This is a genomic window from Salmonella sp. SAL-020, assembly GCF_017372215.1.
Lineage (GTDB): Bacteria > Pseudomonadota > Gammaproteobacteria > Enterobacterales > Enterobacteriaceae > Salmonella > Salmonella enterica.
On sequence record NZ_CP071690.1, the window covers coordinates 2,632,461 to 2,658,972 of the forward strand.

The following is a 26,512-nucleotide window of genomic DNA, read 5'->3' on the forward strand; positions in this document are numbered from 1 at the left end:
TCACGAAAATCATGCGTTTTTCGTTGTAACCCTCATCTGAATCGATTCGCTTGCGGACGGCGATTCAAAAAATACATCTGTCAAGTTGATGTGTTGACAATAATAAAGGAGGTAGCAAGTGACCATTGCTATTGTTATAGGCACACATGGTTGGGCTGCAGAGCAGTTACTTAAAACAGCCGAAATGCTGTTAGGCGAGCAGGAAAACGTCGGCTGGATCGATTTCGTTCCAGGCGAAAATGCCGAAACGCTGATCGAAAAGTACAACGCTCAGTTGGCTAAACTCGATACCAGTAAAGGCGTGCTATTTCTCGTTGATACATGGGGAGGCAGTCCGTTTAATGCTGCCAGCCGCATTGTCGTCGATAAAGAGCGCTATGAAGTTATTGCCGGCGTCAACATCCCGATGCTGGTCGAAACGTTTATGGCTCGTGACGACGATCCAAGCTTTGACGAGCTGGTCGCACTGGCGGTAGAAACCGGTCGTGAAGGCGTAAAAGCGCTGAAAGCGAAACCGGTAGAAAAAGCCGCGCCAGCGCCAGTCGCCGCCGCGCCAAAAGCGGCCACGCCGGCAAAACCGATGGGCCCGAATGATTATATGGTTATCGGGCTTGCCCGTATTGATGACCGTCTCATTCACGGTCAGGTCGCTACCCGCTGGACCAAAGAGACCAATGTCAGCCGTATTATTGTTGTGAGCGATGAAGTCGCGGCGGATACCGTACGTAAAACGCTGCTGACGCAAGTTGCGCCGCCGGGCGTTACGGCGCATGTGGTTGACGTCGCGAAGATGATTCGCGTCTACAATAACCCGAAATACGCCGGCGAACGCGTGATGCTTCTGTTTACCAATCCTACCGACGTCGAGCGCATCGTTGAGGGCGGCGTGAAAGTCACCTCCGTGAACATTGGCGGTATGGCCTATCGTCAAGGTAAAACGCAGGTGAACAACGCCGTTTCCGTCGATGAAAAGGATATCGAAGCCTTTAAAAAGCTCAACGAGCGCGGCATCGAGCTTGAGGTGCGTAAAGTTTCCACCGATCCGAAACTGAAAATGATGGATTTAATTGCCAAAGTGGCGAAATAACCGCCGGCATTTAATTAGCTTTCACACTTAAGATAGCAATAGGAGAAGTACAATGGAGATTACCACTCTTCAGATTGTGCTGGTGTTCATCGTCGCATGTATCGCGGGTATGGAGTCGGTACTTGATGAATTTCAGTTCCACCGTCCGCTGATCGCCTGTACCTTAATCGGCGCCGTTCTGGGGGACATGAAAACCGGTATTATCATCGGCGGTACTCTGGAAATGATCGCTCTGGGCTGGATGAACATCGGTGCTGCCGTTGCGCCTGATGCCGCACTGGCGTCCATCATCTCTACCGTTCTGGTCATCGCCGGGCATCAAAGCATTGGCGCCGGTATCGCGCTGGCGATTCCGCTGGCGGCGGCAGGCCAGGTACTGACCATTATCGTTCGTACCATCACCGTGGCATTCCAGCACGCGGCGGACAAGGCGGCTGAAAACGGCAACCTGACGGCGCTCTCCTGGCTGCACGTTTCTTCTCTGTTCCTGCAGGCAATGCGTATCGCTATCCCGGCGGTTATCGTTGCCATCTCCGTAGGCACCAGCGAAGTACAGGGAATGCTGAATGCGATTCCTGAAGTCGTCACGGGCGGTCTGAACATCGCCGGCGGCATGATCGTCGTGGTTGGTTATGCGATGGTTATCAACATGATGCGCGCAGGCTACCTGATGCCGTTCTTCTACCTCGGTTTCGTCACCGCGGCTTTCACAAACTTCAACCTGGTCGCACTGGGTGTCATCGGCGCAGTGATGGCTATTCTTTACATCCAGCTGAGCCCGAAATACAACCGTGTAGCGGGCGCGCCTGCAACGGCTGCTGGCAATAACGATCTCGACAACGAACTGGACTAACAGGTGAGCGAAATGGTTGATATGACTAAAACTACCACCGAGAAAAAACTCACTCCGAGCGATATTCGCGGCGTATTTCTTCGTTCTAACCTGTTCCAGGGGTCATGGAACTTCGAACGTATGCAAGCGCTGGGCTTCTGCTTCTCTATGGTGCCAGCGATTCGTCGCCTGTATCCGGAGAATAATGACGCGCGTAAACAGGCGATTAAACGTCACCTGGAGTTCTTTAACACCCATCCTTACGTTGCGGCGCCGGTACTGGGCGTAACGCTGGCAATGGAAGAAAAGCGTGCGAATGGCGCAGAGATTGACGATGGCGCTATCAACGGTATCAAAGTCGGTCTGATGGGACCGCTGGCAGGCGTCGGCGACCCTATCTTCTGGGGTACCGTCCGTCCAGTATTCGCGGCGCTGGGCGCAGGTATTGCAATGAGCGGCAGCCTGCTTGGTCCGCTGCTGTTTTTCATCCTGTTTAACCTGGTGCGTCTGGCGACCCGTTATTATGGCGTGGCTTATGGCTACCGCAAAGGCGTCGATATCGTTAAAGATATGGGCGGCGGCTTCCTGCAAAAACTGACTGAGGGGGCGTCAATCCTCGGCCTGTTTGTCATGGGGGCATTGGTTAACAAGTGGACGCATGTGAATATCCCGCTGGTGGTCTCCACCATCACCGGTCAGGATGGTCAGACACGCGTTACCACCGTGCAAACCATTCTCGACCAGCTGATGCCGGGTCTGGTTCCGCTACTGTTGACCTTTGCCTGTATGTGGCTGCTGCGTAAGAAAGTTAACCCGCTGTGGATTATCGTGGGCTTCTTCGTCATCGGTATCGCCGGCTACTCCGTAGGACTGCTGGGTCAGTAAGGCTGTTGTACACTACCGGGGCCAAACGGCCCCGTTTTTTTATTTCTCTGGAGGATAAATGACTATCACGGACCTGGTGCTGATTCTCTTTATTGCCGCATTATTGGCTTACGCTCTCTACGATCAGTTCATCATGCCCCGTCGCAATGGCCCCACTCTGCTTTCTATAGCCCTGCTCCGCCGCGGTCGCGTAGACAGCGTTATCTTCGTTGGGCTGGTCGCCATCCTTATTTATAACAACGTAACCAGCCACGGAGCGCAGATGACCACATGGTTATTAAGCGCGCTGGCGTTAATGGGGTTTTATATATTCTGGATCCGCACGCCACGGATCATCTTTAAACAACGTGGCTTTTTCTTCGCCAATGTCTGGATAGAATATAACCGTATTAAAGAGATGAATTTATCGGAAGACGGCGTACTGGTGATGCAATTAGAACAACGACGCTTGCTTATCCGTGTACGCAATATCGACAATCTGGAAAAAATATATAAACTTCTTATTGAAAATCAATAGCTTAAGATATAGCCTCAACTATGTTTTTCGAATTTTATTTCGAATCATAATATAGCTAAGGCTATATTTTCTATTGACCAATTGTTATTTAATTTAACGTTTTATTGATGAATAAATCTAAATGAAAATCGTTTTCAATTAGAAGGCAAATAATATTTTATCGCTGTTGTTTTATATTCTAAAAATATGTTAATGTTGCGCCGTCAATTGGGGAGTAGCCGATTTCCAGACTCCGGAAATGTACGCGTCAACATACTCGTTGCAAAACGTGGCGCGTACGGACCAGCCGCCGCTGGTCAGGCGAGACCATAGGCGCATCAACTGCTGTGTATTTCGTCACAGAATGGCGACATGCATGTTTGCTGGGGGCAGTGATGTGTTTAATGGATACCCCGGTCAGGACGTTGTCATGCACTTTACTGCTACTGTTCTTCTCGCTTTCGGTATGTCGATGGATGCTTTCGCGGCATCAATTGGCAAAGGCGCCACCCTACATAAACCCAAATTCTCAGAAGCGTTGCGTACCGGCCTTATCTTTGGCGCGGTTGAAACGCTGACCCCGTTAATCGGCTGGGGGCTGGGGATATTGGCGAGTAAATTCGTTCTGGAATGGAACCACTGGATAGCCTTTGTTCTGCTGATCTTTCTGGGCGGACGCATGATCATCGAAGGTATCCGCGGCGGTAGTGATGAAGATGAAACACCGTTACGCCGCCACAGCTTTTGGCTATTAGTCACGACGGCTATCGCGACCAGCCTCGATGCGATGGCGGTTGGCGTCGGTCTGGCGTTTTTGCAGGTAAACATCATCGCTACCGCATTAGCTATCGGTTGCGCCACGCTTATCATGTCCACCCTCGGAATGATGATCGGTCGCTTTATCGGCCCAATGCTGGGTAAGCGTGCTGAAATTCTCGGCGGGGTCGTACTGATAGGAATTGGCGTCCAGATCCTCTGGACGCATTTTCACGGTTAACGGTTACGCTGCCAGAGATGAAGGTTGAAATCCGTCTGGCAGCTAAGTCCGGCGCTGGCGGCCAGTTGTTCCCACACGTCTGGCCTGGCGCGCCAGGCAAATGGCGTCATTTGCAACAGTGCTACAGCCGCTTCGGCGGTGAGCTGCATGTGATAAGCAAGGCGGGTACTCTGCTGCAATGTGAATCCGTCGAGCTGCTCGGTATACGGCGCATGTAAACGCACCTCATCATAAATGAGCCCTTTTAGTTCCATCAGATGATGCGGCCCTGGCGTGGCGGTAACGACCCAACCACCAGGTTTCACCACACGCGCCAATTCCTGCGCCTTACACGGGGCGTAGATTCTGATCACCGCATCCATTGACGCATCGGCAAAGGGCAGTCGATGGCTTGACGCCACACAAAACTTCACCTGCGAATAGCGCTTCGCCGCCGCTTTGATCGCCGTTTTAGCAACGTCCAGTCCAAACGTGGTGACTCCCGGCAACGCCTCGGCAAAAGCATGAGTGTAATACCCCTCGCCGCAGCCGATATCCAGAATCGCCGTGGCCGACTGATCCAGCCGCTCGCGCAACAGGTTAATCACCGCATCGCGCAGCGGCTGATAATGGCCCGCATCAAGAAACGCTCTCCTCGCCTGCATCATTTCGGCGCTGTCGCCCGGATCGCGCGAACGTTTATGCTGTACCGGCAGCAGATTGATGTAGCCCTCTTTCGCCACATCAAACTGATGGCGCTGTGGACATATAACGCTGTTATTAATCTGCGTAAGCGGCTGATGGCAAAGCGGACAGGTAAACGACATGACAACTCCGGACTGGGGCGCTAAAGGGCGCAAGTGTAACGCGAATTGCGCCCCGGGAAAATCCTTTACGAGCCCGGAACCGCAACGTGGCTGCCATGCATCACCAGAAGGTGATCTGAATCGGCTGGCATACCGTCTGGCTCAACATTTTCCAGCCGCAGCACATCGCCCATGATCTGGCTGAATACGGGCGCAGATACCGCGCCGCCATAATAAGCCCCGTTTTGCGGATTATTAATCACCACCACCAGCGCAAATCTGGGGTTACTTGCCGGCGCGACGCCTGCGGTATATGCCACATATTTATCGACGTATTTACCATCATCGCCAATTTTTTTCGCCGTCCCGGTTTTGACCGCAATACGGTAGTCTCTTACTGCGGCTTTTGTTCCGCCGCCGCCAGGCAACGCGACGCTCTCCATCATATGTTCCACCTCGTGCACCAGTTCTTCCGGCATTACCCGCGTGCCGATCACGGGCGGATCAACTTTGGTGATCGATAACGGACGGTAGATACCAAAGCTGCCAATCGTGGCATAAACATGCGCCAGTTGCAGCGGCGTCACCATTAATCCATAGCCAAAAGCGAAGGTAGCGCGATCTAAATCACTCCAGTAACGGCGTTTCGGTAATAACCCGCTGCTCTCTCCGGTGAGACCCAGTCCGGTAGGCACGCCGAAACCAAAGCTTTTATAAGTATCCATTAATTTCTGCACCGGCATCGCCAGAGAAAGGTGAGAAACGCCGGTATCGCTGGATTTTTGCAAAATGCCGGTTAATGTCAGTTCCGGATAGTAACCGACGTCGCGGATACGGTGTCCATCGAGAGTAAAAGGATGGGTATCGATAACGCTGTCCGGCTGCACGATGCCCTGCTGTAACGCAGTCATAATGACCAATGGCTTCACAGTAGAACCGGGTTCGAAAGTATCGCTAATCGCGCGGTTACGAAAATCGTCCAACTGCGCGCCTTCACGGTTGTTCGGGTTGAAATCCGGGTAGCTCGCCATCGAGAGAATTTCACCCGTTGGGATGTTAATCAATACGGCAGCGCCGGATTCCGCTTTGTTCCAGATGACGGCGTTATCCAGCGCATCTTCGGTAACCGTTTGCAGACGTTCATCAATGCTAAGCTGAAGTTCATGAGCAGGAACCGGATTCACTTCCGTAATGTTCTCAATAACGTGACCAAATTTATCTTTACGCACCAGTCGGGAGCCCGGTTTTCCCGTCAGTTGCGCGTTAAAGCTCTTTTCAATACCTTCTATTCCCTGCCCGTCGATATTGGTAAAGCCGATCAAATTGGCCGCTACGTGTCCGGCAGGGTAAAAACGGCGCGACTCTTCCCGCAGGTTAATACCCGGTAGATTCAGTTTATCTATCCATTCGGCTTGCTGGGGTGAAACCTGGCGCGCGAGGTAGATAAAACGACCTGCCGGGTTACTGTTTACCCGTTCCGCAAGCGTACTGAGCGACAGATGCAGGGCGCTGGCCAGCGCCTGCCAGCGCTCATTGTAGCCAACGCCGCCTTTGCTTATGATAGTCTTCGGATCGGCCCAGACAGCATTAACCGGAACGCTCACCGCTAAGGGCCGCCCTTCTCTGTCGGTGATCATGCCGCGTGGAGAGGCCGTGGTCACTTCACGAAGCGAGCGCATATCTTCTTGTTTCACCAGTTTCGACGGCGTAACAATTTGCAGCCATGCCACCCGCCCTAACAACAATGCCATACTGAGCAGAATGGCAGTGCAAAGTAGTGCAAAACGTATGGGCGTAAAATTACGGGTATCGCCGTCGCTTTTCTTTTTCACCTGATCTCCAGCCGAATCATTTTTCAGGTGATTGATTTAACGGGAAACGGCCGGAAAAACCAGAAAAAACAATGCTAATAACATCGCGCCTTTGCAACAAATCGCTAACGAGAGCGCATCCAGACACATTTTGAAGGATATTGAATTAAAAAGCCCCGCTTTTAGCGAGGCTTTATATCTGAGGCTGACGCGACAAACGCATCAAATCAGTGGTGTCGATCAGATAGCTGTTACGTTAACAGCAGCCGGACCTTTCTGGCCGTCCTGAATTTCGAACTCAACGTTCTGGCCTTCAGCCAGAGTTTTGAAACCATTGCCCTGGATAGCGGAGAAGTGTACGAACACATCTTTGCTGCCGTCAGCCGGAGTAATGAAGCCAAAACCTTTGGATTCGTTGAACCACTTAACTTGACCTTTAATCTTTGCCATTTGCAAAATTCCTTAGAGTGTTTTCTTTGCCCGTAGGCATAACATAGATAAAACTGAGACATTACTGCTTGAGGCACTAATATAAGGTTCGGCAGAGAAGCGGTATTCAACGTCAACGTGTTTACTCAGGACTTCTTTACTGAAAATGCCACACATAAACAGAACTGTACCTCGTTTAACCCAAAGCCTGTTATCACATACAACGTTAATTATGGCAAGCCATTTTTAAACGTGTCTCGATCCGTCGCACAAATTACGAGAACCTTCACAAATTGACAGCACGTTTATGCAACAAAATTGCGAAAGATATATCCTCACGCGCTGACGGACTCCTGACAACGTCACTGCTGAAAAGCCATTTTTCTACCATAGCTCAATAACTTCGCTTCTTCCAGTGCATCAAATCACATTTAAAAGCTGTATTTTTCATATCACTTTTTATGCTGAGTTATGCATAAATTGTCACAATGATAAAAAACACCTTTTAATCAAAATAATAGAAAAGAAAAGCGATTTTCGACACCGCTTTTTGTGATGTTCTGCGTCTTTACAGAATGCCTTAAAATAATGAACAAACAATGACAATCCATAAAGAGAGAGAAACGTTTCGCTTTTAATAGAGAATGAGCGGTATCACAAAAATGCCATATGCCCATTTGTTATACATATAAAACTATGTTGCATATAAAGCCATATATTAGGTAAGGTGTTGATGCTGTAGTATCAGTTGCAAACGGCAACGCGGAGAGATCCGACGGGGAAATGGGGCGTATGGCACTGGCGCCATTTGCGCCCCGGTAAGCATTATCGTTCAGCAACCAGACGAATGATGTCCTCATCCTCTTTCGGTTCGCTTGCCGCTGTTGCGGGTTCCGCTTCTTTTTCTGGTTCGTTTGCTTCGCAAAGGCGGCGTAACAACGCGTTTTGCCGCTTCTGTTGATCCAACAACGCTTCGAGCAGTTCTATCTGCTCGTTGGCACGGGAACTTGCCCGGTTGACAAAGAACCAGAGCGCCAGCCCCACCACCAGAACCACCATTGATACTATTAAAGATGCAAGAGAAAACGCACCAGAGTTTAAAACGTCGTTCATTTCACCACCTCAATGTAGAGACGTCATTCTACCACTGCTACACGGGAAGGAAATCTCTGGTGTAAAACGTTTACCAGGGAATAAATTTATTGATGGCGCAAATACCGCTGAAAAATTGTACATCCTGATCGCACATGATATTAAACACCTGCGCCCACAGCAACAGGCATACTACCACCACGATGCCGAGAACGACCCATCGAAATTTTTTCACTCCACTCTCCGATCTTACATCTTATGTCGCTAAATTATCATGAGTTACTAAAACCAGGAGTAACTGTAGCGGCATTATATGTTTTTAGGAATGATTCACTTGTTTCAATCAATGTACACGCTACTCTTATTCTAACTAAAAAAGAAAAGAGGTAGTAATGCGTTTGATCATTCGCGCAATTGTATTGTTTGCCCTGGTGTGGATAGGCCTGCTGATGAGCGGCTATGGCATCCTGGTGGGAAGTAAAGTGAACGCTGCGGGGCTGGGTTTACAGTGCCATTACCTGACCGCACGCGGCACCAGCACGGCGCAATATCTCCATACCAACAGCGGCATTATTGGCTTTTCCGACTGTCCCATTTTCAGAAAAATCGCCACCGTGGTGGATAATGGCTAAGCGGCAATAAATAATTTCACAGTGAAACTATCACCAATAATTCCCCTATATTGGCTGTTGTTCATAAGTACTGTTAAATAATATTTTAATAACCGTTAAATAAGCCGACAGATATTATCTACTTTTACGATTTCATCCCACCCGATGTTATAAAAAAAGCAGCTACATTTTTCGTAGCTGCTTTTTTTTAACGTCATGCTAATAACGTTGCTTAGAAGGGATAATCGTTGTAACCCATTTGTTCAGAAATTTTACGCGCGGCGGCGTGTAACATAGCCACATATTCCTGTAGGCGTTCTTCTGAAAAACGCAGCGTCGGGAACGAAATGCTTAACCCTGCGATGACTACGCCAAAACGGTCAAATACCGGTACGCCGATACAACGTAATCCTTCTTCCTGTTCTTCGTTATCTTCACCGTATCCTTGCGCACGCACTTCATCCAACAGCGGCAGCAACGCTTCAGTGCTGGTAATCGTGCGTCCCGTGCTTTGCTTATACTCTACGCCGTCGAGAATCTGCTTAACCTCATCACGGTCGCGCCAGGCCAGAAGCACTTTACCGATGGCCGTACTGTACAGCGGATTACGACGCCCAATACGTGAGTACATCCGCAGATTGTACATAGAGTCAATTTTATGGATATAGACAATGCTGTCTTCATCCAGCGCGCCAAGATGGATAGTTTCTTTTGTCAGACGAGACAGTTCGCGCATCTGAATGTCCGCACTGCGGATGAGATCAACATTTTGCAAAGCTCGCGCGCCCAGCTCAAACAGCTTTAGCGTCAGAGAGTATTTTTCAGACTCCCCCTCCTGAGCCACGTAGCCCAGAGTTTTCATGGTTTGCAAAAAGCGATAAACGGTGCTTTTCGACATCATGACGCGCTGCGATAGCTCGGTAATCCCTATTTCACGCTCTTCACCCAGCGCCTGCAGAATGCCGAAAACTTTCAGCACAGAAGATACAGAATCAGGCTGCTTATCCAGATCTGCGTTTGCCATTTATCACCTCATTACGAGCGTTTTATAAAATTCAGAACGAGTTTTTATTATAATTTCACGCCAGGTCGCCCGCAATCCATCTTTGCTTACTTCGTTACAAATCTGCGACATAACAACTCAGTATTAATGCTAACATTATTATTCAGCTCATAACTCCCCTTATTACAAAATACTTATGGAAAAAACACGGGCCGATGGCCTGCCCCTCCCGCAGAGATACGGCGCTATCCTGACGATTATTATCGGTATTTCGATGGCGGTTCTGGATGGCGCAATCGCTAATGTCGCGCTGCCAACCATTGCGACTGATTTACATGCCTCCCCTGCCAGCTCTATCTGGATTGTCAATGCATACCAAATCGCCATTGTCGTCTCACTGCTTTCCCTGTCTTTTTTAGGCGACATGTTTGGTTATCGCCGGATCTACAAATGTGGTTTAGTGGTATTTCTGCTTTCATCATTGTTTTGCGCGCTTTCAGACTCGCTGCAGATGCTGACGCTGGCGCGCATCGCGCAGGGATTTGGCGGCGCGGCGCTAATGAGCGTAAACACGGCGCTGATTCGTCTTATCTACCCCCAGCGTCATCTGGGACGAGGCATGGGAATTAACTCTTTTATCGTCGCAGTCTCTTCCGCCGCGGGTCCGACGATCGCCGCAGCGATTTTGTCCATCTCATCATGGAAATGGCTGTTTCTGATTAATGTCCCGTTAGGTATCATCGCGTTAATTCTGGCCATACGCTTTTTACCAGCAAACATCGCCCATGACACTAAGCCGCGCTTTGACTTACCGAGCGCGGTAATGAATGCGCTCACATTTGGCCTGCTGATTACCGCATTGAGCGGATTTGCCCAGGGACAGTCGCTAACGTTGATTGGCGCAGAGCTGCTCGTTCTGGTCGTGGTCGGGTTTTTCTTCGTGCGCCGCCAGCTTTCTTTGCCCGTCCCTTTGTTACCCATCGACTTGTTACGCATTCCGCTTTTTTCACTCTCGATCGGCACGTCAATTTGCTCGTTCTGCGCGCAAATGTTAGCCATGGTCTCGCTACCTTTTTATCTGCAAACCGTGCTGGGCCGTAGCGAAGTAGAAACCGGCCTGTTATTGACGCCCTGGCCGCTGGCAACGATGGTAATGGCGCCGCTGGCGGGATACCTGATAGAACGTCTTCATGCCGGTTTGCTGGGGGCGCTGGGAATGGTGATAATGGCAGCCGGGTTGTTTGCGCTGGTCATGTTGCCAGCCTCCCCCTCCGATCTGAATATTATCTGGCCGATGATCCTTTGTGGCGCAGGGTTTGGCCTGTTCCAGTCGCCGAATAATCACACCATTATCACTTCCGCGCCGCGTGAGCGCAGCGGTGGCGCCAGCGGGATGCTGGGCACGGCGCGACTGTTAGGCCAAAGTACTGGCGCCGCGCTGGTAGCGCTGATGTTGAACCAGTTTGGCGATAGCGGTACGCATCTTTCTCTGCTCGCAGCGGCGATCCTGGCGACTCTCGCGGCGGTGGTGAGCGGTTTACGTATTACGCAACCACGCGTTCAGGCGTAAAAAAAGCGCGTCATTCGACGCGCTTTTCATACTTGCCAGTGGGCTTATTATTTCAGGTACTCACCGCTACGCAGCGCTTCAATGCGTTTATCCAGCGGTGGGTGCGTCATAAACAGCTCGCTTAACGATTTCGATTTACCGTTAATACAAAACGCCATCATGCTGGTCGCTTCTTGCGGCTCGTAGCTGGTTTTCAGGCGCTGCAACGCGGCAATCATTTTTTCACGGCCAACCAGCTTCGCCGATCCCGCATCGGCATGAAACTCACGGTAACGGGAGAACCACATGGTGATGATGCTCGCCAGAATACCGAAGACCAGTTCCAGCACCGTCGCAACGGCGAAATAGATTAGCGGATTACCGTTACTTCCTTCGCCTTCATCGCGGTTGCCGCCCAGAAAACCAGCAGCAATTTGCGCGATAATGCGCGAAATAAAGATAACGAAGGTGTTAACCACCCCCTGAATCAACGTCATCGTCACCATATCGCCATTGGCAATATGGCTGATTTCATGCGCAATGACGGCTTCCGCTTCGTCAGGGCTCATGTTTTGCAACAAACCGGTGCTCACAGCGACCAATGAGGCGTCACGGCGTGCGCCCGTCGCAAACGCGTTAATGTCCGGCGCATGGTAGATAGCAACCTGCGGCATGGCGATACCGGCCTGGCGCGCTTGCGTTGCTACGGTGTTCATCAACCAGCGTTCTCTTTCATTGCGAGGCTGTTCAATAACTTCCCCTCCTACGGATTTTAACGCCATCCATTTGGACATCAGCAATGAAATAAAAGAACCGCCAAAACCAAACAGCAGCGCCATGATCAGCAAGCCTTGCACGCTGCTCGACTGTATCCCTGTCAGGCTCAGAACCAGCCCGAAAACGACCATCACGGCCAGGTTCGTCAGCAGGAAGAGCGCGATTCGCATCATAATTTTCTTTTAACCTCAATTTAACAAAGCGCACTATGCGATTACCCACATCGTATGGGTCTTATGGCTATTTTCAAGCATCACCAGGCGGTAAGTCACGAGAAAAACACAACTTTACATTTTGTAGCATTATCCTGACGACTTCTGCGCTTGTTAAAAAAAAACAGGCACAATTTTTTGTGCCTGTTTAGCGTTACTTATTGGCTGCCGCCTGCTCCGCTGGTTTTTCTTTTTCAAGATGCGCCAGGTCCAGAGCAATCTTCACCGTTTCATCAAGGTACGGGTCCGGCTCCTGGTAATCCTTTGGCAGATCGTCCAGTTTCTTCAGCAACGGTTTACCCTCACGTTTAAACCGATCGTTAATACGCGCCAGACGCAGAGCGTCTTCTTCATTGTTCTCTTTCTCACGCTGCGCATAATTCAGAGAGACGATGTTGCGCTTATCCTTCATGGCATTGAAACGTGCAATATCCTTCATGATGTACTGAAACTCAGGATCTTTGGCGATACGCGCGTTGTGTTCTTTCAATAATTCCGGGCCAAACGGGGCCAAATCGTCCGATTTCACGTATTTCGCCGCATCAATGCTATCCCACGGCAAGGCGTTATCTTCAAATTTTTCTCCGGTTTCCGTCTCTTCATTGCCAGTCGGCATGATGATATCCGGCGTGACCCCTTTACGCTGCGTACTACCGCCGTTGACACGGTAAAACTTCTGAATGGTGTACTGCACCGAACCCAGCGCAGGCCATTCCGGGCGAAGCATCTGATCGTAAATTCGGTTTAGCGAACGATATTGCTGTACCGTCCCTTTACCGAAGGTCGGCTCACCGACAATCAGCGCGCGACCATAATCCTGCATCGCGGCAGCGAAGATTTCCGATGCCGAGGCACTGAAACGATCGACCAGCACCACCAGCGGGCCTTTGTAGTAGACCACGCCGTCGGTGTCGCTATCCTCACGCACTTTGCCGTTATTGTCGCGCACCTGAACTATCGGACCAGAAGGGATAAACAGACCGGAAAGCGAAACGGCTTCCGTCAGCGCCCCACCGCCGTTTGAACGCAGATCGATAACGATGCTGTTAACATTCTGTTTTTCCAGCTTCTGAAGCTGAACTTTGACATCATCGGTCAAGCCAACATAGAAGCCTGGAATATCCAGTACGCCAACTTTTTCCTTGCCGACGGTTTTCACCGACATTTTAACCGCGCGATCTTCAAGACGAATCCGTTCACGCGTCAGCGTGATGATACGCGTTTTCGTCCCTTTACCAGCCGGCAGTATTTCCAGTCGGACCTTGCTGCCTTTTGGCCCTTTGATCAGCGCCACCACATCGTCAAGACGCCAGCCAATGACGTCGACCATCGGTTTTCCGGCCTGCCCTACGCCGACGATACGATCGCCGACGCTAATCGACTTGCTCTTCGCTGCTGGGCCGCCGGCGACCAATGAGTTAATGACAGTGTAATCGTCATCCATTTGCAGCACCGCGCCGATACCTTCCAGAGACAGGCTCATTTCGGTATTAAACTGCTCGGTATTGCGGGGAGAAAGATAATTCGTATGCGGGTCGATTTCACGCGCAAAAGCGGTCATCGCCAGCGAGAACACATCTTCACTGTTGGTCTGCGCCAGGCGGCGAATAGCGAATTTGTAGCGACGCGTCAGCGTTTCGCGAATTTCTTTGTCGCTCTTGCCGGTGAGTTTCAGACTGAGCTCATCGAATTTCACTTTACCATCCCACAGCGCATTTAGCTCAGCCTCATCTTTCGGCCAGGGCGCTTTACTGCGGTCCAGGTTAAACGTATCGTTTCCGGTGAAATCCATTGGCCGTTCCAGCACTTTTAGCGCGTACTGGTAACGTTCAAACCGGCGCTTTTGCGCCAGGTTATAAAGATCGTAAAAAACATCCAGCTTACCCGTGCGCAGCTCATCGCCCAACACGGTTTTCTTTTTCGCAAACTGCTCGACATCGCTCGCCAACAAAACGTTGTGGCTATAGTCGAGAAGATTCAGATAGCGATCAAAGATCTTTGCCGAAAATGCCTCATCCAGATCGAACTGGCGATAGTGGGAGCGGGTAAAACGCGACGTTACGCGCTCGCTCACCGTCGCATGTTGCGTCTCTTCCTTTAGTACGGGAATTTGATCGGCACGCGTAATATCTTCCACGGCGAAGGACTGGCCTGCTAATGCAAGCAGGCCAGCTAACGCGGTAAGCCTAAAAAAAGTGTTCATGCCAGGCCTGGCCTCCGTTTCAGAACACCAGGTGTTCTGCGCGTACAATCAAAGACATACCCGAATTCAGCTGTACACGGACACCATCTTTGGTGATTTCTAATACGGTGGCATCCATCGCATTATTACCCGCTTTCACCTTGAGGGACTGCCCTACGGTCAATACTGAAATATCAGAAACCGGCGTGTGCTTCTCTTCGCGAGGCGCACGCGGCGCTTTCGTCGTCGGTTTATCAGCGCGAGGTTTACGTTCAGCGCCTTCTTTACGACGCGCTACCGGGCGAGGTTTACGCTCGCGTCGCGGCGCGTCTTCTTTTTCGCCAGCCGCCGCGGCAGCTTCGCGTTTTTTCGCTTGCTGCTCTGCGCGCTGCGCCTGAACACGGGCTTTGGCTTCTTCAAGCTGCTTACGCGCATGTTCGACATGCTGTTCTTCCAGCTCGCCGCACGGATTGCCATCAAGGTCGACGCGCGTTGCGCCCGGCTTAACGCCGTACAGGTAACGCCAGCTTGAAGTATAAAGACGTAAAGCGGAACGAAGTTGCGTTTTGCTGAGGTTCATTTCGCCCCCAACTCGCTCTACCAGATCCTGAAAAATACCAATTTTCAGCGGGCGAGCTTCGCCTTCCGCACTAAAACAGTGAGGAAAACGCTCGGCCAGAAACGCGATAACTTCTTTACTGCTATTCAACTTAGGTTGATTTTCCATGAAATTTCCTGATTACAACGGACGTAGCCAACAAGCAGCAGGCATGAACAGGCGTCATTATAATGACGCCATCAGTAATTGCTACGTTATCCGTTGATTATCCTGCAACGCTCGCAAAGAATTTTTTGTAATCCGTCGTTGCAAGCACGGTTTCAAGCTGTGCGACCAGCGTACGCAGGCCGTGTTCATCTTCTTCGGTAAAACGGCCAAACGCTGTGCTATCTATATCCAGCACGCCGATAATCCGTTCGCCAACCGTGACAGGCAGCACAATTTCGGCGTTGCTGGCGGCATCACAGGCAATATGGCCGTCAAACGCATGAACATCATCAATACGTTGAACCTTATTCTGCGCTACCGCTGCGCCACACACGCCGCGACCAACCGGAATCCGCACACAGGCGATTCGCCCCTGAAACGGCCCCAACACCAGCGTATCGCCTTCGAGGAGATAAAATCCCGCCCAGTTCACCTCGGTAAGGCGTTCGAACAGTAGCGCGCTGGTATTCGCCAGCGTGGCCAGAAAGCTGGTTTCACCTGCCATTAACGACTGAAAATCGCGGTTTAACGCCGCGTATAGTTCTGTTTTGCTCATTATATAATCACTTCGTGGTCTTACTCCTAAACACAGGCTATTAAAATAAGCATTAAATGCGTTCTTGCTCAAGATTATTCCTGTCATGAGTTAAGATTACATTATTCTAACACTTTGATTCACGATACATGGCTCTGAACACCTCACACGTCACGCCAACAAAAAAGCTAACGATCAGGTCAATTAGCGAAGCGCTGCCGCGCAGCCACTACCAGCGCTGCCCTGAATGCGACATGCTGTTCAGCTTGCCGGAGATGAGCGCTCATCAAAGCGCTTATTGTCCTCGTTGCCAGGCCAAAATTCGCGATGGGCGCGACTGGTCGCTGACGCGGCTGACCGCGATGGCGGTAACCATGCTGCTATTGATGCCGTTTGCCTGGAGCGAACCGTTACTCCATATCTACCTGTTGGGCGTACGCATTGATGCCAATGTGATGCACGGCATCTGGCAAATGACGCAGCAGGGCGATCCGTTAACCGCCGCAATGGTGCTCTTTTGCGTGGTGGGCGCGCCGCTTATTCTGGTTTTTTCAATTGCTTACCTGTGGTTTGGCAGCCTCCTCGGCATGAATCTGCGTCCAGTCCTGCTGATGCTGGAAAAACTGAAAGAGTGGGTGATGCTGGACATCTATCTGGTCGGTATTGGCGTTGCCTCTATCAAAGTGCAGGACTATGCCTTTCTGCAGCCGGGCATCGGGCTTTTAGCGTTCGTCTCGTTGGTGGTTCTTAGCATTCTGACTATGATTCATCTGAATGTGGAGCAACTATGGGAACGATTTTATCCGCAGCGCCCTGCTCAACGTGCGGACGAAAGATTGCGCGTCTGTCTTGGCTGCCACTTTAGCGGCTATCCGGATGCGAAAGGACGCTGCCCGCGTTGTCATATTCCGCTACGGTTACGCAGAAAACAGAGCATACAGAAGTGTTGGGCGGCCTTGCTGGCGTCTATTGTCTTTTTGCTGCCGGCAAACCTGCTGCCTATCTCGGTAATCTACATTAATGGCGGGCGTCAGGAAGATACTATCCTGTCGGGCATTATGTCGCTTGCCAGCAGCAATATCGCCGTCGCCGCCGTCGTTTTTATCGCCAGTATTTTGGTGCCGTTTACCAAAGTCATCGTGATGTTTACGCTACTGTTGAGTATCCATTTTAAATGCCAACAGGGACTGCGGACGCGAATTCTGTTGCTGCGTCTGGTGACATGGATAGGCCGTTGGTCGATGCTGGATCTTTTCGTTATCTCGTTAACCATGTCTCTGATTAATCGCGATCAGATTCTGGCTTTTACTATGGGACCGGCTGCGTTTTATTTCGGCGCAGCGGTAATTTTGACTATTCTTGCAGTGGAATGGCTGGATAGCCGCTTACTTTGGGATGCACATGAGTCAGGAAACGCCCGCTTCGAAGACTGAAGCGCAAATTAAAACCAAACGCCGTATTTCACCTTTCTGGCTGCTACCGCTTATCGCGCTAATGATCGCGGGGTGGCTGGTATGGGATAGCTACCAGGATCGCGGCAATAGCGTGACTATCGATTTTATGTCGGCGGACGGTATCGTACCGGGCCGTACTCCCGTGCGTTATCAGGGAGTAGAAGTCGGCACCGTGGAAGATGTCAGTCTGAGCAAAGATCTGCGCAAAATTGAAGTTCGCGTCAGTATCAAATCAGATATGGAAGATGCGTTGCGCGAAGAGACGCAATTCTGGCTGGTGACGCCCAAAGCCTCGCTGGCGGGCGTTTCCGGCCTGGATGCGTTGGTCGGCGGGAATTACATCGGTATGATGCCAGGTAAAGGCAAGCCCAGAGATCATTTCGTCGCCCTGGATACACAGCCTAAATACCGGCTTAGCAACGGCGATCTGATGATTCATCTCAATGCGCCGGATCTCGGTTCGCTTAATAGCGGTTCACTGGTCTATTTCCGTAAAATCCCTGTCGGACGGGTGTATGACTATTCGATTAACCCTAACAAACAGGGCGTGACGATTGACGTTCTGATTGAGCGACGGTTTACCGATCTGGTGAAAAAAGGCAGCCGTTTTTGGAATGTCTCCGGCATTGACGCCGATCTAAGCCTGAGCGGCGCGAAGGTGAAACTGGAGAGCCTCGCGGCCCTGGTCAATGGCGCGATTGCGTTTGACTCACCGGACAATTCCAAACCCGCCGCCCAGGATGACACGTTCGGCTTATATAAAGATTTAGCCCACAGCCAACGAGGGGTAATCGTTAAACTTGAGCTGCCCAGCGGAGACGGTCTGAAAGCGGAATCTACGCCGCTCATGTACCAGGGACTGGAGGTGGGTGAGCTTTCTAAACTGACGCTCAACCCTGGCGGTAAAGTCACCGGAGAGATGACCGTCGATCCCAGCGTTGTTCCGCTGATGCGGGAAAATACGCGTATTGAGTTACGCAATCCCAAACTGTCGCTGAGCGACGCGAATATCAGTTCGTTGTTAACCGGAAAAACCTTCGAGCTGGTGCCGGGCGACGGCGAACCGCGCAGTGAATTTGTGGTGGTGCCGGGTGAAAAGGCCCTGCTGCATGAGGCGAATGCCTTAACCCTGACGCTGACGGCCCCGGAAAGTTACGGCATCGAACCGGGCCAGCCGTTAATTTTACATGGCGTAAAAATTGGCCAGGTCATTGAGCGCAACTTATCCAGTAAAGGCGTGTCATTCACCGTCGCGATTGAACCGCAGCACCGGGATTTGGTACAGGGCGACAGTAAATTCGTGGTCAACAGCCGGGTGGATGTCAAAGTCGGCCTTGACGGCGTAGAGTTCCTCGGCGCCAGCGCCAGCGAGTGGATTGACGGCGGAATTCGTATTTTACCCGGTACGAGCGGGAAGATGAAATCCACCTACCCGCTCTATGCTAACCTGGAAAAAGCGCTGGAAAATAGTCTCAGTGACTTACCGACTACCACCCTGACGCTGACAGCCGAAACGTTGCCGGATGTCCAGGCAGGTTCCGTCGTGCTGTATCGAAAATTTGAAGTAGGCGAAGTCATCACCGTTCGCCCACGCGCCAATACCTTTGACATCGACCTGCATATTAAGCCGGAATATCGCCACCTGTTAACCAGCAATAGCGTGTTCTGGGCGGAAGGCGGCGCGAAGGTGCAACTTAACGGCAGCGGCCTAACGGTACAGGCCTCGCCACTCTCCCGCGCGCTGAAAGGGGCCATTAGTTTTGATAACCTGAGCGGCGCCAGCGCCAGTCGGCGCAAAGGCGATAAACGCATTCTTTATGCTTCAGAAACTTCCGCCCGCGCGGTAGGCGGACAAATTACGCTGCACGCGTTCGACGCTGGAAAATTGGCGGAAGGGATGCCCATTCGTTACCTCGGTATTGATATCGGCCAGATCCAGACGCTGGAATTGATCACCGCACGTAATGAAGTGCAGGCAAAAGCCGTACTTTATCCGGAGTATGTACAGACATTTGCCCGCGCCGGGACACGTTTTTCCGTTATCACGCCACAAATTTCCGCGGCGGGCGTCGAGCATCTGGATACGATTCTCCAGCCCTATATTAACGTTGAGCCAGGACGCGGCGCGGCACGGCGCGACTTTGAACTGCAGGAAGCCACGATTACCGACTCACGCTATCTGGATGGGTTAAGCATCGTCGTGGAGGCGCCAGAAGCAGGCTCGCTTAATATTGGTACCCCCGTCCTGTTTCGCGGTATCGAAGTGGGAACCGTCACCGGAATGTCCCTGGGGTCGCTCTCCGATCGCGTGATGATCACCTTGCGCATCAGTAAGCGTTACCAATATCTGGTGCGTAATAACTCCGTATTCTGGCTTGCCTCCGGCTATAGTCTCGACTTTGGTCTGACAGGCGGCGTGGTGAAAACGGGGACATTTAATCAGTTCATCCGTGGCGGTATCGCCTTCGCTACTCCACCAGGTACGCCGCTGGCGCCAAAAGCGCAAGCCGGTAAGCATTTCCTGTTACAAGAGAGCGAACCGAAAGAGTGGCGTGAATGGGGTACCGCTCTGCCACGTTAAACACCCGGCTCCGGCGTACTCGCGCCGGAGCGTTTTATGCTACACTGCGCGCCTGTTTTTTTGCCGGCGATACACCTGTGGCTCAACACGCTGTCTATTTTCCTGACGCTTTTCTGACGCAAATGCGTGAAGCAATGCCTTCCACGCTCTCTTTTGATGAATTTATTTCGGCCTGCCAACGCCCGTTGCGCCGCAGTATACGCATCAATACGCTTAAAATATCCGTGGCTGATTTCCTTGCCCTAATCGCGCCCTACGGCTGGTCGCTCACGCCAATTCCGTGGTGTCATGAAGGATTCTGGATCGAGCGCGATGATGAAGAGGCATTGCCGCTTGGCAGTACCGCTGAGCATTTAAGCGGCCTGTTTTACATTCAGGAGGCCAGTTCGATGCTGCCGGTCGCGGCCCTGTTCGCCGATGATAATCATCCGCAGCGGGTCATGGATATGGCAGCGGCGCCTGGCTCCAAAACCACGCAGATCGCTGCCCGCATGGGGAACCGCGGCGCCATTCTGGCCAACGAATTTTCGGCCAGCCGCGTCAAAGTTCTGCACGCTAATATCAGCCGATGTGGAATCGCCAATACCGCACTGACGCATTTCGATGGCCGCGTATTTGGCGCTGCGTTACCGGAGATGTTTGACGCTATCCTGCTGGATGCGCCCTGCTCTGGCGAAGGCGTAGTACGTAAAGATCCTGATGCGCTAAAAAACTGGTCGCCAGAAAGCAATCTGGATATCGCGGCGACACAGCGGGAACTGCTCAACAGCGCTTTTCATGCTTTACGACCCGGCGGCACGCTGGTCTACTCCACCTGCACGTTAAATCGCCAGGAAAACGAAGAGGTCTGCCTCTGGCTGAAAGAGACCTACGCCGACGCCGTTGAATTTTTGCCGCTGGGTGATCTGTTTCCTGACGCTGACCGTGCCCTCACCCCGGAAGGCTTCCTGCACGTCTTCCCGCAAATTTACGACTGCGAAGGATTCTTCGTCGCACGTCTGCGTAAAATGTCATCCCTTCCAGCCATGCCCGCGCCGGGGTATAAAGTGGGGGCGTTTCCTTTTACCCCCCTCAAAGGCCGCGAAGCATTACACGTTACCCAGGCGGCCAACGCCGTCGGACTGTTATGGGATGAAAATCTCCATCTTTGGCAGCGTGAAAAAGAGGTCTGGCTGTTCCCGGCAGAAATTGAATCACTGATCGGAAAAGTCCGTTTTTCCCGGCTCGGCATTAAGCTGGCCGAAAGTCATAATAAAGGCTATCGCTGGCAACATGAGGCGACGATAGCCCTTGCCTGCCCGACTCATGCTCACGCGTTCGAACTTTCTGTGCAAGAGGCGGAGGAGTGGTATCGCGGTCGGGATATTTATCCGCAAACACCCCCTGCCGCTGATGATGTCCTGGTGACGTTCCAGCATCAGCCACTTGGTCTGGCAAAACGTATCGGCGCCAGAATAAAGAACAGTTACCCGCGTGAACTGGTACGTGATGGCAAACTCTTTACTGGTAATAGTTAAAAGGCGCACAAAAAAACCGCACTTTTTGACTGGCGCTTTTGCGTACGTTGACTACGCTGAAAAATGGACGGCTAAACTGGTCGTACCACAATTAGCGTATTAACGGAGAGCACGATGATGAAAACCAGTGTGCGCATTGGCGCTTTTGAAATCGACGATGCCGAATTACATGGCGAATCGCCGGGGGAGCGAACGTTAACAATCCCCTGTAAATCCGATCCGGATTTATGTATGCAACTGGACGCCTGGGATGCCGAAACCAGCGTTCCCGCCATTCTCAACGGGGAACATTCCGTTTTGTTCCGTACTCATTACGATCCTAAATCTGATGCCTGGGTCATGCGTCTTGCCTGACTCAAAAAGAACCCGTCGCCAGGCGGGTTATTTATTCTTCCTTTTCTCATTTCCCCCCTGCGCTAACCTCTCCTACACTATCGTGTAAAGTAGTTAACATTGAGGATGTAATGTTCGCGCTGGTACTTTTTGTATGTTACCTGGATGGAGGATGCGAGGATATTGTCGTGGACATCTACGATACCGAGCAGCAATGTCTTTATTCGATGGACGATCAACGGATTCGCCATGGCGGCTGTTTTCCGGTAGAGGATTTTATCGATGGCTTCTGGCGGCCTGCGCAGCAATATAGCGATTTTTAACCCTGGGCGCTGATACCGCTATTGTATCCGCGCTAACGTCAATTGCCCGCCAAATACCGCGCCCGTATCAATATAGTGTACGTTGGCAAAATCCATGCGCCGGCGCAACGGCGTATGGCCAAACCAAAAATGATCGGCTCCGCTAATCCCGCCGCGCTTATTTATGAGCCGTTCGCGACTCCAGAGAACCTGATGTAAATCGACTTTTCTTTGCCATTGATAGGTTGACGCGGGGTAATCAGCATGAGCGATCACATGCGTGCTATGGCGGCAGCGAACTTCCAGTATCCAGGGCAGCCGCTGACAAAGGATAAAAAGCGCTTCAGCTTGCGCAGCGTGTTCAGCGGTCAGGCGGGTAAACCAGTCGCCACCATTCATCAACCACAGCGTCGACTGCAATGAGGCCCGCGCATCCAGCGCCATTTGTTCATGATTGCCGCGAACCGCCATCATCCAGGACTCACGCAGTAAAGCCAGGCAACCCAAGCTGTCCGGGCCTCTATCAATGAGATCGCCCACAGAAACTAACAAGTCTTGTTGCGGATCAAATCGACACTCACGTAACCTTTTCATTAACATTGAAAAACAGCCGTGAATATCGCCAACCACCCAGACATGCCGCCAATTCTTTGCCTCTATTCGCTGATAAATCTCTTCAGGCCGCATCATGTTTTTCCTGTCGTTCATTATCCAGGACAGATATAAAAAGATAGCGTGTGCAGATTTTTTTGCTTAGTAAGCGTGCGCTGTTGTAAATAGCGAATTTCACCATTAGCGAGTAAATGCTTTGTTATCATCGCAATAAAATATAACTGGCTGCGCCAGGGGAGGGTTATCCCCTGGCGCAGCGAGCTACTCACTATCGCCTGTTCACCTTCAATACTCTTCCTCCTTAAAAACATATCGGAAACATAAACCACATCGCCTCAGCACACGATATAGCACACTCTTTAGCGGAGTGATCCTCAAGGCAAACCAGCGCCAATGCAGGTGTCGTTACCGTGGCGACCATCGCCCCCACAAACAGGCGCAGCACAATTTTTTTTAAAGGCGGCATAACCTCTCCTGACAGTTAACAGACCATTAATCCTTATCGAGACATCATCCGTGCGCGGGTATCATAGACTTAACAACACGCAGCGTTACAAAAAAAGCTGTCTGGTTGTGCAGGTATTTAGAGTAATAACAATTATTTTAAGTTTTAAGGTTATCCATTTGATTTTTATATTAAAATAAAGATGACGACGTTTTGTTAAAAGCGTCGCCATAAAAACGAATATATAGTTTCAGAAAATCTGCTATTAATTCATATGGTTAATAGCAGTATTGTATTTACTACCATCAGGAGGCATTCTGAAGATACTTATTCGCAATATTTTCTATAGTTAACTGAAATTGTTGTGGCGTTGGCATCGTCCCCTTATTAAACAGCGGCGTAACCTCTTTCATAACGATTTTCTCAGCATACGCTTTAAAAGATACCTGCTGATTATGATTTATAAACATATGCGGATATTTAATACTCGCGGAAGCAATGAGGGGGACGACAAAAGGATTCGCCCCTGCCCCACCTGGAGTAAATACGCCATTTTTTATCTCCCCAGGTAGCTCCGCATTCTGCGCAGCCTCTCCTATCTCTTTCAAAAAGGGGGTAATACTGACCCCTTTACTGATGAGTAATTTACAACATTGATCTTTATTATTACTGTACACGGCTGATAATATGGCTTCGCATGTCTGACGAGCATAGGCCGGATCTTTACTCGCATTACCTTTGATATCCAGACTATTGAGCTTTTGCAGCATAAAATCTTTAACAGTTTTACTGGTTAATACCGCCCTACCCTCAGAAGCGTTCCCACGATGAAAATGGGTAGTCGGTATGTCTGTTTGTTGATGCAGGCTAAAACGATCTGACAGACTCGTCGACAGGCTGATAAAGCTATTTCTAACGGCAGTAATACTTTTTGCAAAAATGTCCTTCTCCGTTGTTTTTTCTTTTACTGGTTCAACGTCACTTCTATGGATTCTGTAGTGCTGGGTGGATAGTGTTATGTTAGTCACGGTAGTTCTCCTTTTAGATAACTATGCATAGCTACACTTTGTTTATATTTCTTGCTTTCAAAAAATAGCCACCTTCTCCACAACCATTTTTACTCATTGATATTTATAAATTTTATTTTCCTGATGGATTTTGTTCTTCTGTCACTTAGCCTGTTTTTTTTCGGCGCAAGGTGATCGACTTTTATCGAGGAACATTTTTATCGGGACAATCCTGAACAGGTAAAACATCACTTCAATTCAACTACTGCGTCACATAAAACATTCATGAATATTATTATTTATGCTGATGTTGTTACGATTTTGCCCCCATTCGCAGGCTGGCTACCAATTATCCTGCCAGCGAGTTAGCCGCTTTTTCAAAACCTATAAAGTCGCCACGCCAAATCTCTCCGTCACTGTAATCCTTATCTAAACATCAATTAATTAACTGATTTTTATATATTATGACTTTTCATGACGTTCAGAAAAACTACAAATGAAATGGATTGACGCATCTATTAGTGGTCAAAAAAACGCGCTACGAGAAATAATCAGTAACAATTGCAACACTATTCCAATCATAACGTAAACTATATGATACCAGGTGATTATTATTGCTTTTAGGTAACATATCTGTATGGCTGCTTTTAAGCAACAATACTCTAACACAACATATAACATTATAACTTACAATAGGTTAACAAATGGAATTACAGCTTATGCTTAACCACTTTTTCGAGCGCGTCAGAAAGGATGCAAATTTCAACGCATTTCTAATCGATCTGGAATATAATAATATCGCTTATTACATCTATTTTGTTGCTACCGGCAATGTGAAAATTATCACTCATGCAGGCCACTTCATTTCTATTAAAAGCAATAGAAAGCTGATTAAAGTCAATTCAACACCGAATACGCAATTAATAAAATTGATTTCAGCTAAACACTTTTCGGGGGAGCATTCCTATGAAAAATACTGTACTGATCTGGCAACGGCAGGCGTTTTTAAATGGATTGTTGAATTAAACCAAAAAACTCGACAATACTGGTCGAAAGACAACCAATTATTATATATAGAAAATGTGGTCATGCCGCTTTAACAAGCCAGGGTAATAATAGCGTCAGTCGTGACATCCGGCGTGTTACGACTGCGGGTTATCCAATTTAGAGACCATAATGAGAGTCTGACTGCGAGAGTTACCCTGTGCAGTCCGACCGACGCAGCAACGTTTGACACGATTCTCGACAACAGCATCTCCTGGTGCAGGAGAAATGATATTCAAAGCGATATCGACTAAAAGCTCAAAATATTTGCCTTCTATTTATATTCTATCTAATTAATACCCTCCAGGAAGTGTGGCATAATTGCAGAATCTGTCAGGATTCCGGGAGCATACCGGAGCGTAATCGAAAAAACATCTGGAGATGTATGAGCAAGGATGAAATCAGTTATCAAATTCTTTACCGGTACTCTCTGGAAAAGCTATACAGTACTCTTGCCAGAAGAGTAGATAACGTGCTGTCATTCGCCCTCGTTTTTCTCGGGGTCGGCGTCACCATAAACGTCGGGAGTCCCTTTATTCTGGGGCCAGGCATTGTGGGTATCGCCATACTAAAAAGAGTACTCCGCTTCGGCACGCGATCAGCACAGGCCGACCGGCAGTCCCGCGCCTGGCTGAAACTTTTTAATACTCAGCACCGCTTTCCTTCAGATAAAACACTGTTCCTTGCCTTCACATCGCTTGAGCAAGACGCGAGTGAAGTATGGTCCATGCTTATTGGTCCTGCCATCGTCATGACTGAGACCGCCCTCGGAAAAACGCCCATTGAGCCATTGACGGCGGGTGAAAAACTCTGTGCATTTTTGAGCGGCGCGACGAAATCCCAGCTAGCAGATCGCAATTGACCTGTCTTCTAAACGCCTGTGCCATACCACAGAGATTTAGTACAAAATTAATTAATGGAGTACTAACGCTGTCAGCAGGTTTCTCTGAGTGAAAGATTCGTATTATACGCACAGCCCAGTTTACAGTTTATATAACAGCGCAATATGTTTTTGTATCCGTACCATGCCGCCTACAAGCGGCTGTCTGAGTATCTCTAGCCGTGCCAGGGGGTATTAGCTCAAATGTGAGCTGACAGCCAAACCTAATCTGACTGTCCGCCCTGTGCCAGAAGCGGACGCTGATCATGGTGTGTACAGGCCAACGGT

General features: G+C 50.1%; 29 protein-coding genes and 1 riboswitch. Of the genes, 14 read left to right on the forward strand and 15 right to left on the reverse strand.

Annotation, left to right across the window (positions count from 1 at the left end; translation table 11 throughout):
- Positions 1–118: 118 nt before the first annotated feature.
- The 5 genes from manX (at position 119) to mntP (ending at position 4,297) form a co-directional block, all read left to right on the forward strand.
- Entirely contained in the window at positions 119–1,087 is a 969-nt protein-coding gene (manX, locus tag J1G48_RS12790) for a PTS mannose transporter subunit IIAB (protein WP_000150523.1), read from the forward strand.
- 52 nt (positions 1,088–1,139) lie between these two features.
- On the forward strand, positions 1,140–1,940 hold the full coding sequence (gene manY, locus J1G48_RS12795; protein ID WP_000406920.1) for a PTS mannose transporter subunit IIC: 801 nt from the start codon (positions 1,140–1,142) through the stop codon (positions 1,938–1,940).
- A gap of 12 nt (positions 1,941–1,952) precedes the next feature.
- On the forward strand, positions 1,953–2,804 hold the full coding sequence (locus tag J1G48_RS12800) for a PTS mannose transporter subunit IID (protein ID WP_001518647.1): 852 nt from the start codon (positions 1,953–1,955) through the stop codon (positions 2,802–2,804).
- A 58-nt stretch (positions 2,805–2,862) separates the two neighbouring features.
- Entirely contained in the window at positions 2,863–3,321 is a 459-nt protein-coding gene (locus J1G48_RS12805) for a DUF986 family protein (protein ID WP_000156284.1), read from the forward strand.
- 196 nt (positions 3,322–3,517) lie between these two features.
- Positions 3,518–3,619: riboswitch (yybP-ykoY riboswitch) on the forward strand.
- 111 nt (positions 3,620–3,730) lie between these two features.
- Positions 3,731–4,297: a manganese efflux pump MntP gene (mntP, locus tag J1G48_RS12810; protein WP_001518359.1), complete on the forward strand. Its 567-nt coding sequence runs from the start codon at positions 3,731–3,733 to the stop codon at positions 4,295–4,297.
- Here mntP and rlmA read toward each other — a convergent pair.
- From rlmA to mgrB, 6 genes are all read right to left on the reverse strand, one after another.
- A complete protein-coding gene (gene rlmA / locus J1G48_RS12815) occupies positions 4,294–5,103 on the reverse strand; it encodes a 23S rRNA (guanine(745)-N(1))-methyltransferase (RefSeq protein WP_000010923.1) in 810 nt (269 codons plus the stop codon). The genes mntP and rlmA overlap by 4 nt on opposite strands.
- A 65-nt stretch (positions 5,104–5,168) precedes the next feature.
- Positions 5,169–6,914 (reverse strand): peptidoglycan glycosyltransferase FtsI, encoded by a 1,746-nt coding sequence (ftsI, locus tag J1G48_RS12820; RefSeq protein ID WP_000730322.1) that lies wholly within the window; start codon positions 6,912–6,914, stop codon positions 5,169–5,171.
- Positions 6,915–7,133: 219 nt separating this feature from the next.
- Positions 7,134–7,343, reverse strand: a complete 210-nt coding sequence (gene cspE / locus J1G48_RS12825) for a transcription antiterminator/RNA stability regulator CspE (protein WP_001062678.1) — start codon at positions 7,341–7,343, stop codon at positions 7,134–7,136.
- A gap of 12 nt (positions 7,344–7,355) precedes the next feature.
- Positions 7,356–7,499 carry a DUF2627 domain-containing protein gene (locus J1G48_RS12830; protein ID WP_001537930.1) on the reverse strand — a complete coding sequence of 48 codons (144 nt, stop codon included), beginning with the start codon at positions 7,497–7,499 and terminating at the stop codon, positions 7,356–7,358.
- 648 nt (positions 7,500–8,147) lie between these two features.
- Positions 8,148–8,435: a YebO family protein gene (locus tag J1G48_RS12835; RefSeq protein ID WP_001000660.1), complete on the reverse strand. Its 288-nt coding sequence runs from the start codon at positions 8,433–8,435 to the stop codon at positions 8,148–8,150.
- Between the two features lie 70 nt (positions 8,436–8,505).
- A complete protein-coding gene (gene mgrB / locus J1G48_RS12840; RefSeq protein WP_000714547.1) occupies positions 8,506–8,649 on the reverse strand; it encodes a PhoP/PhoQ regulator MgrB in 144 nt (47 codons plus the stop codon).
- 157 nt (positions 8,650–8,806) lie between these two features.
- On the opposite strand from mgrB, the gene yobH reads away from it, so the two are divergent.
- Complete coding sequence (yobH, locus tag J1G48_RS12845; protein ID WP_001236777.1) at positions 8,807–9,046, forward strand: invasion protein YobH; 240 nt, start codon at positions 8,807–8,809, stop codon at positions 9,044–9,046.
- A gap of 211 nt (positions 9,047–9,257) precedes the next feature.
- Here yobH and kdgR read toward each other — a convergent pair whose 3' ends face one another.
- A complete protein-coding gene (kdgR, locus tag J1G48_RS12850; RefSeq protein WP_001262195.1) occupies positions 9,258–10,049 on the reverse strand; it encodes a DNA-binding transcriptional regulator KdgR in 792 nt (263 codons plus the stop codon).
- Between the two features lie 175 nt (positions 10,050–10,224).
- Here kdgR and J1G48_RS12855 point away from each other — a divergent pair, with 175 nt between their 5' ends.
- Entirely contained in the window at positions 10,225–11,598 is a 1,374-nt protein-coding gene (locus J1G48_RS12855) for an MFS transporter (RefSeq protein ID WP_000416139.1), read from the forward strand.
- A 47-nt stretch (positions 11,599–11,645) separates the two neighbouring features.
- Here J1G48_RS12855 and htpX read toward each other — a convergent pair whose 3' ends face one another.
- The 4 genes from htpX to J1G48_RS12875 all read right to left on the reverse strand — a co-directional run bounded on the left by htpX (position 11,646) and on the right by J1G48_RS12875 (position 16,070).
- Positions 11,646–12,527 (reverse strand): protease HtpX, encoded by an 882-nt coding sequence (gene htpX, locus J1G48_RS12860; protein ID WP_000984498.1) that lies wholly within the window; start codon positions 12,525–12,527, stop codon positions 11,646–11,648.
- Between the two features lie 193 nt (positions 12,528–12,720).
- Positions 12,721–14,769, reverse strand: a complete 2,049-nt coding sequence (gene prc / locus J1G48_RS12865) for a carboxy terminal-processing peptidase (RefSeq protein WP_001091237.1) — start codon at positions 14,767–14,769, stop codon at positions 12,721–12,723.
- Between the two features lie 19 nt (positions 14,770–14,788).
- A complete protein-coding gene (gene proQ, locus J1G48_RS12870) occupies positions 14,789–15,475 on the reverse strand; it encodes an RNA chaperone ProQ (RefSeq protein ID WP_000431401.1) in 687 nt (228 codons plus the stop codon).
- A 97-nt stretch (positions 15,476–15,572) separates the two neighbouring features.
- Positions 15,573–16,070, reverse strand: a complete 498-nt coding sequence (locus J1G48_RS12875; protein WP_001518229.1) for a GAF domain-containing protein — start codon at positions 16,068–16,070, stop codon at positions 15,573–15,575.
- Between the two features lie 128 nt (positions 16,071–16,198).
- On the opposite strand from J1G48_RS12875, the gene yebS reads away from it, so the two are divergent.
- The 5 genes from yebS (at position 16,199) to J1G48_RS12900 (ending at position 22,257) form a co-directional block, all read left to right on the forward strand.
- The gene (yebS, locus tag J1G48_RS12880) at positions 16,199–17,482 is read left to right on the forward strand and encodes a membrane integrity lipid transport subunit YebS (RefSeq protein ID WP_001207294.1); all 1,284 of its coding nucleotides are present in this window, start codon (positions 16,199–16,201) and stop codon (positions 17,480–17,482) included.
- Positions 17,451–20,084 carry a PqiB family protein gene (locus tag J1G48_RS12885; RefSeq protein WP_001529852.1) on the forward strand — a complete coding sequence of 878 codons (2,634 nt, stop codon included), beginning with the start codon at positions 17,451–17,453 and terminating at the stop codon, positions 20,082–20,084. The genes yebS and J1G48_RS12885 overlap by 32 nt, the downstream gene beginning before the upstream one ends.
- Before the next feature lie 77 nt (positions 20,085–20,161).
- Positions 20,162–21,601: a 16S rRNA (cytosine(1407)-C(5))-methyltransferase RsmF gene (rsmF, locus tag J1G48_RS12890; RefSeq protein ID WP_001531515.1), complete on the forward strand. Its 1,440-nt coding sequence runs from the start codon at positions 20,162–20,164 to the stop codon at positions 21,599–21,601.
- Positions 21,602–21,718: 117 nt separating this feature from the next.
- Entirely contained in the window at positions 21,719–21,955 is a 237-nt protein-coding gene (locus J1G48_RS12895; protein ID WP_024131108.1) for a YebV family protein, read from the forward strand.
- Between the two features lie 110 nt (positions 21,956–22,065).
- Positions 22,066–22,257 (forward strand): DUF1482 family protein, encoded by a 192-nt coding sequence (locus J1G48_RS12900; protein ID WP_000457838.1) that lies wholly within the window; start codon positions 22,066–22,068, stop codon positions 22,255–22,257.
- 18 nt (positions 22,258–22,275) lie between these two features.
- On the opposite strand, the gene pphA is transcribed toward J1G48_RS12900, so the two are convergent.
- The 4 genes from pphA to sopE2 form a co-directional block, all read right to left on the reverse strand.
- Positions 22,276–22,926 (reverse strand): protein-serine/threonine phosphatase, encoded by a 651-nt coding sequence (gene pphA, locus J1G48_RS12905; RefSeq protein WP_000986173.1) that lies wholly within the window; start codon positions 22,924–22,926, stop codon positions 22,276–22,278.
- A gap of 17 nt (positions 22,927–22,943) precedes the next feature.
- Entirely contained in the window at positions 22,944–23,159 is a 216-nt protein-coding gene (locus tag J1G48_RS23580; RefSeq protein ID WP_001574231.1) for a hypothetical protein, read from the reverse strand.
- The gene (locus J1G48_RS12910) at positions 23,150–23,314 is read right to left on the reverse strand and encodes a membrane protein (RefSeq protein WP_001134856.1); all 165 of its coding nucleotides are present in this window, start codon (positions 23,312–23,314) and stop codon (positions 23,150–23,152) included. The genes J1G48_RS23580 and J1G48_RS12910 overlap by 10 nt, the downstream gene beginning before the upstream one ends.
- 284 nt (positions 23,315–23,598) lie before the next feature.
- Positions 23,599–24,321 (reverse strand): SPI-1 type III secretion system guanine nucleotide exchange factor SopE2, encoded by a 723-nt coding sequence (sopE2, locus tag J1G48_RS12915; RefSeq protein WP_000182071.1) that lies wholly within the window; start codon positions 24,319–24,321, stop codon positions 23,599–23,601.
- 683 nt (positions 24,322–25,004) lie between these two features.
- Here sopE2 and J1G48_RS12920 point away from each other — a divergent pair.
- Together J1G48_RS12920 and J1G48_RS12925 are read left to right on the forward strand one after the other, a co-directional pair.
- The gene (locus J1G48_RS12920) at positions 25,005–25,400 is read left to right on the forward strand and encodes a DUF1398 domain-containing protein (RefSeq protein WP_000422882.1); all 396 of its coding nucleotides are present in this window, start codon (positions 25,005–25,007) and stop codon (positions 25,398–25,400) included.
- Between the two features lie 329 nt (positions 25,401–25,729).
- Positions 25,730–26,206: a hypothetical protein gene (locus J1G48_RS12925; protein ID WP_000030934.1), complete on the forward strand. Its 477-nt coding sequence runs from the start codon at positions 25,730–25,732 to the stop codon at positions 26,204–26,206.
- Positions 26,207–26,512: the final 306 nt, after the last annotated feature.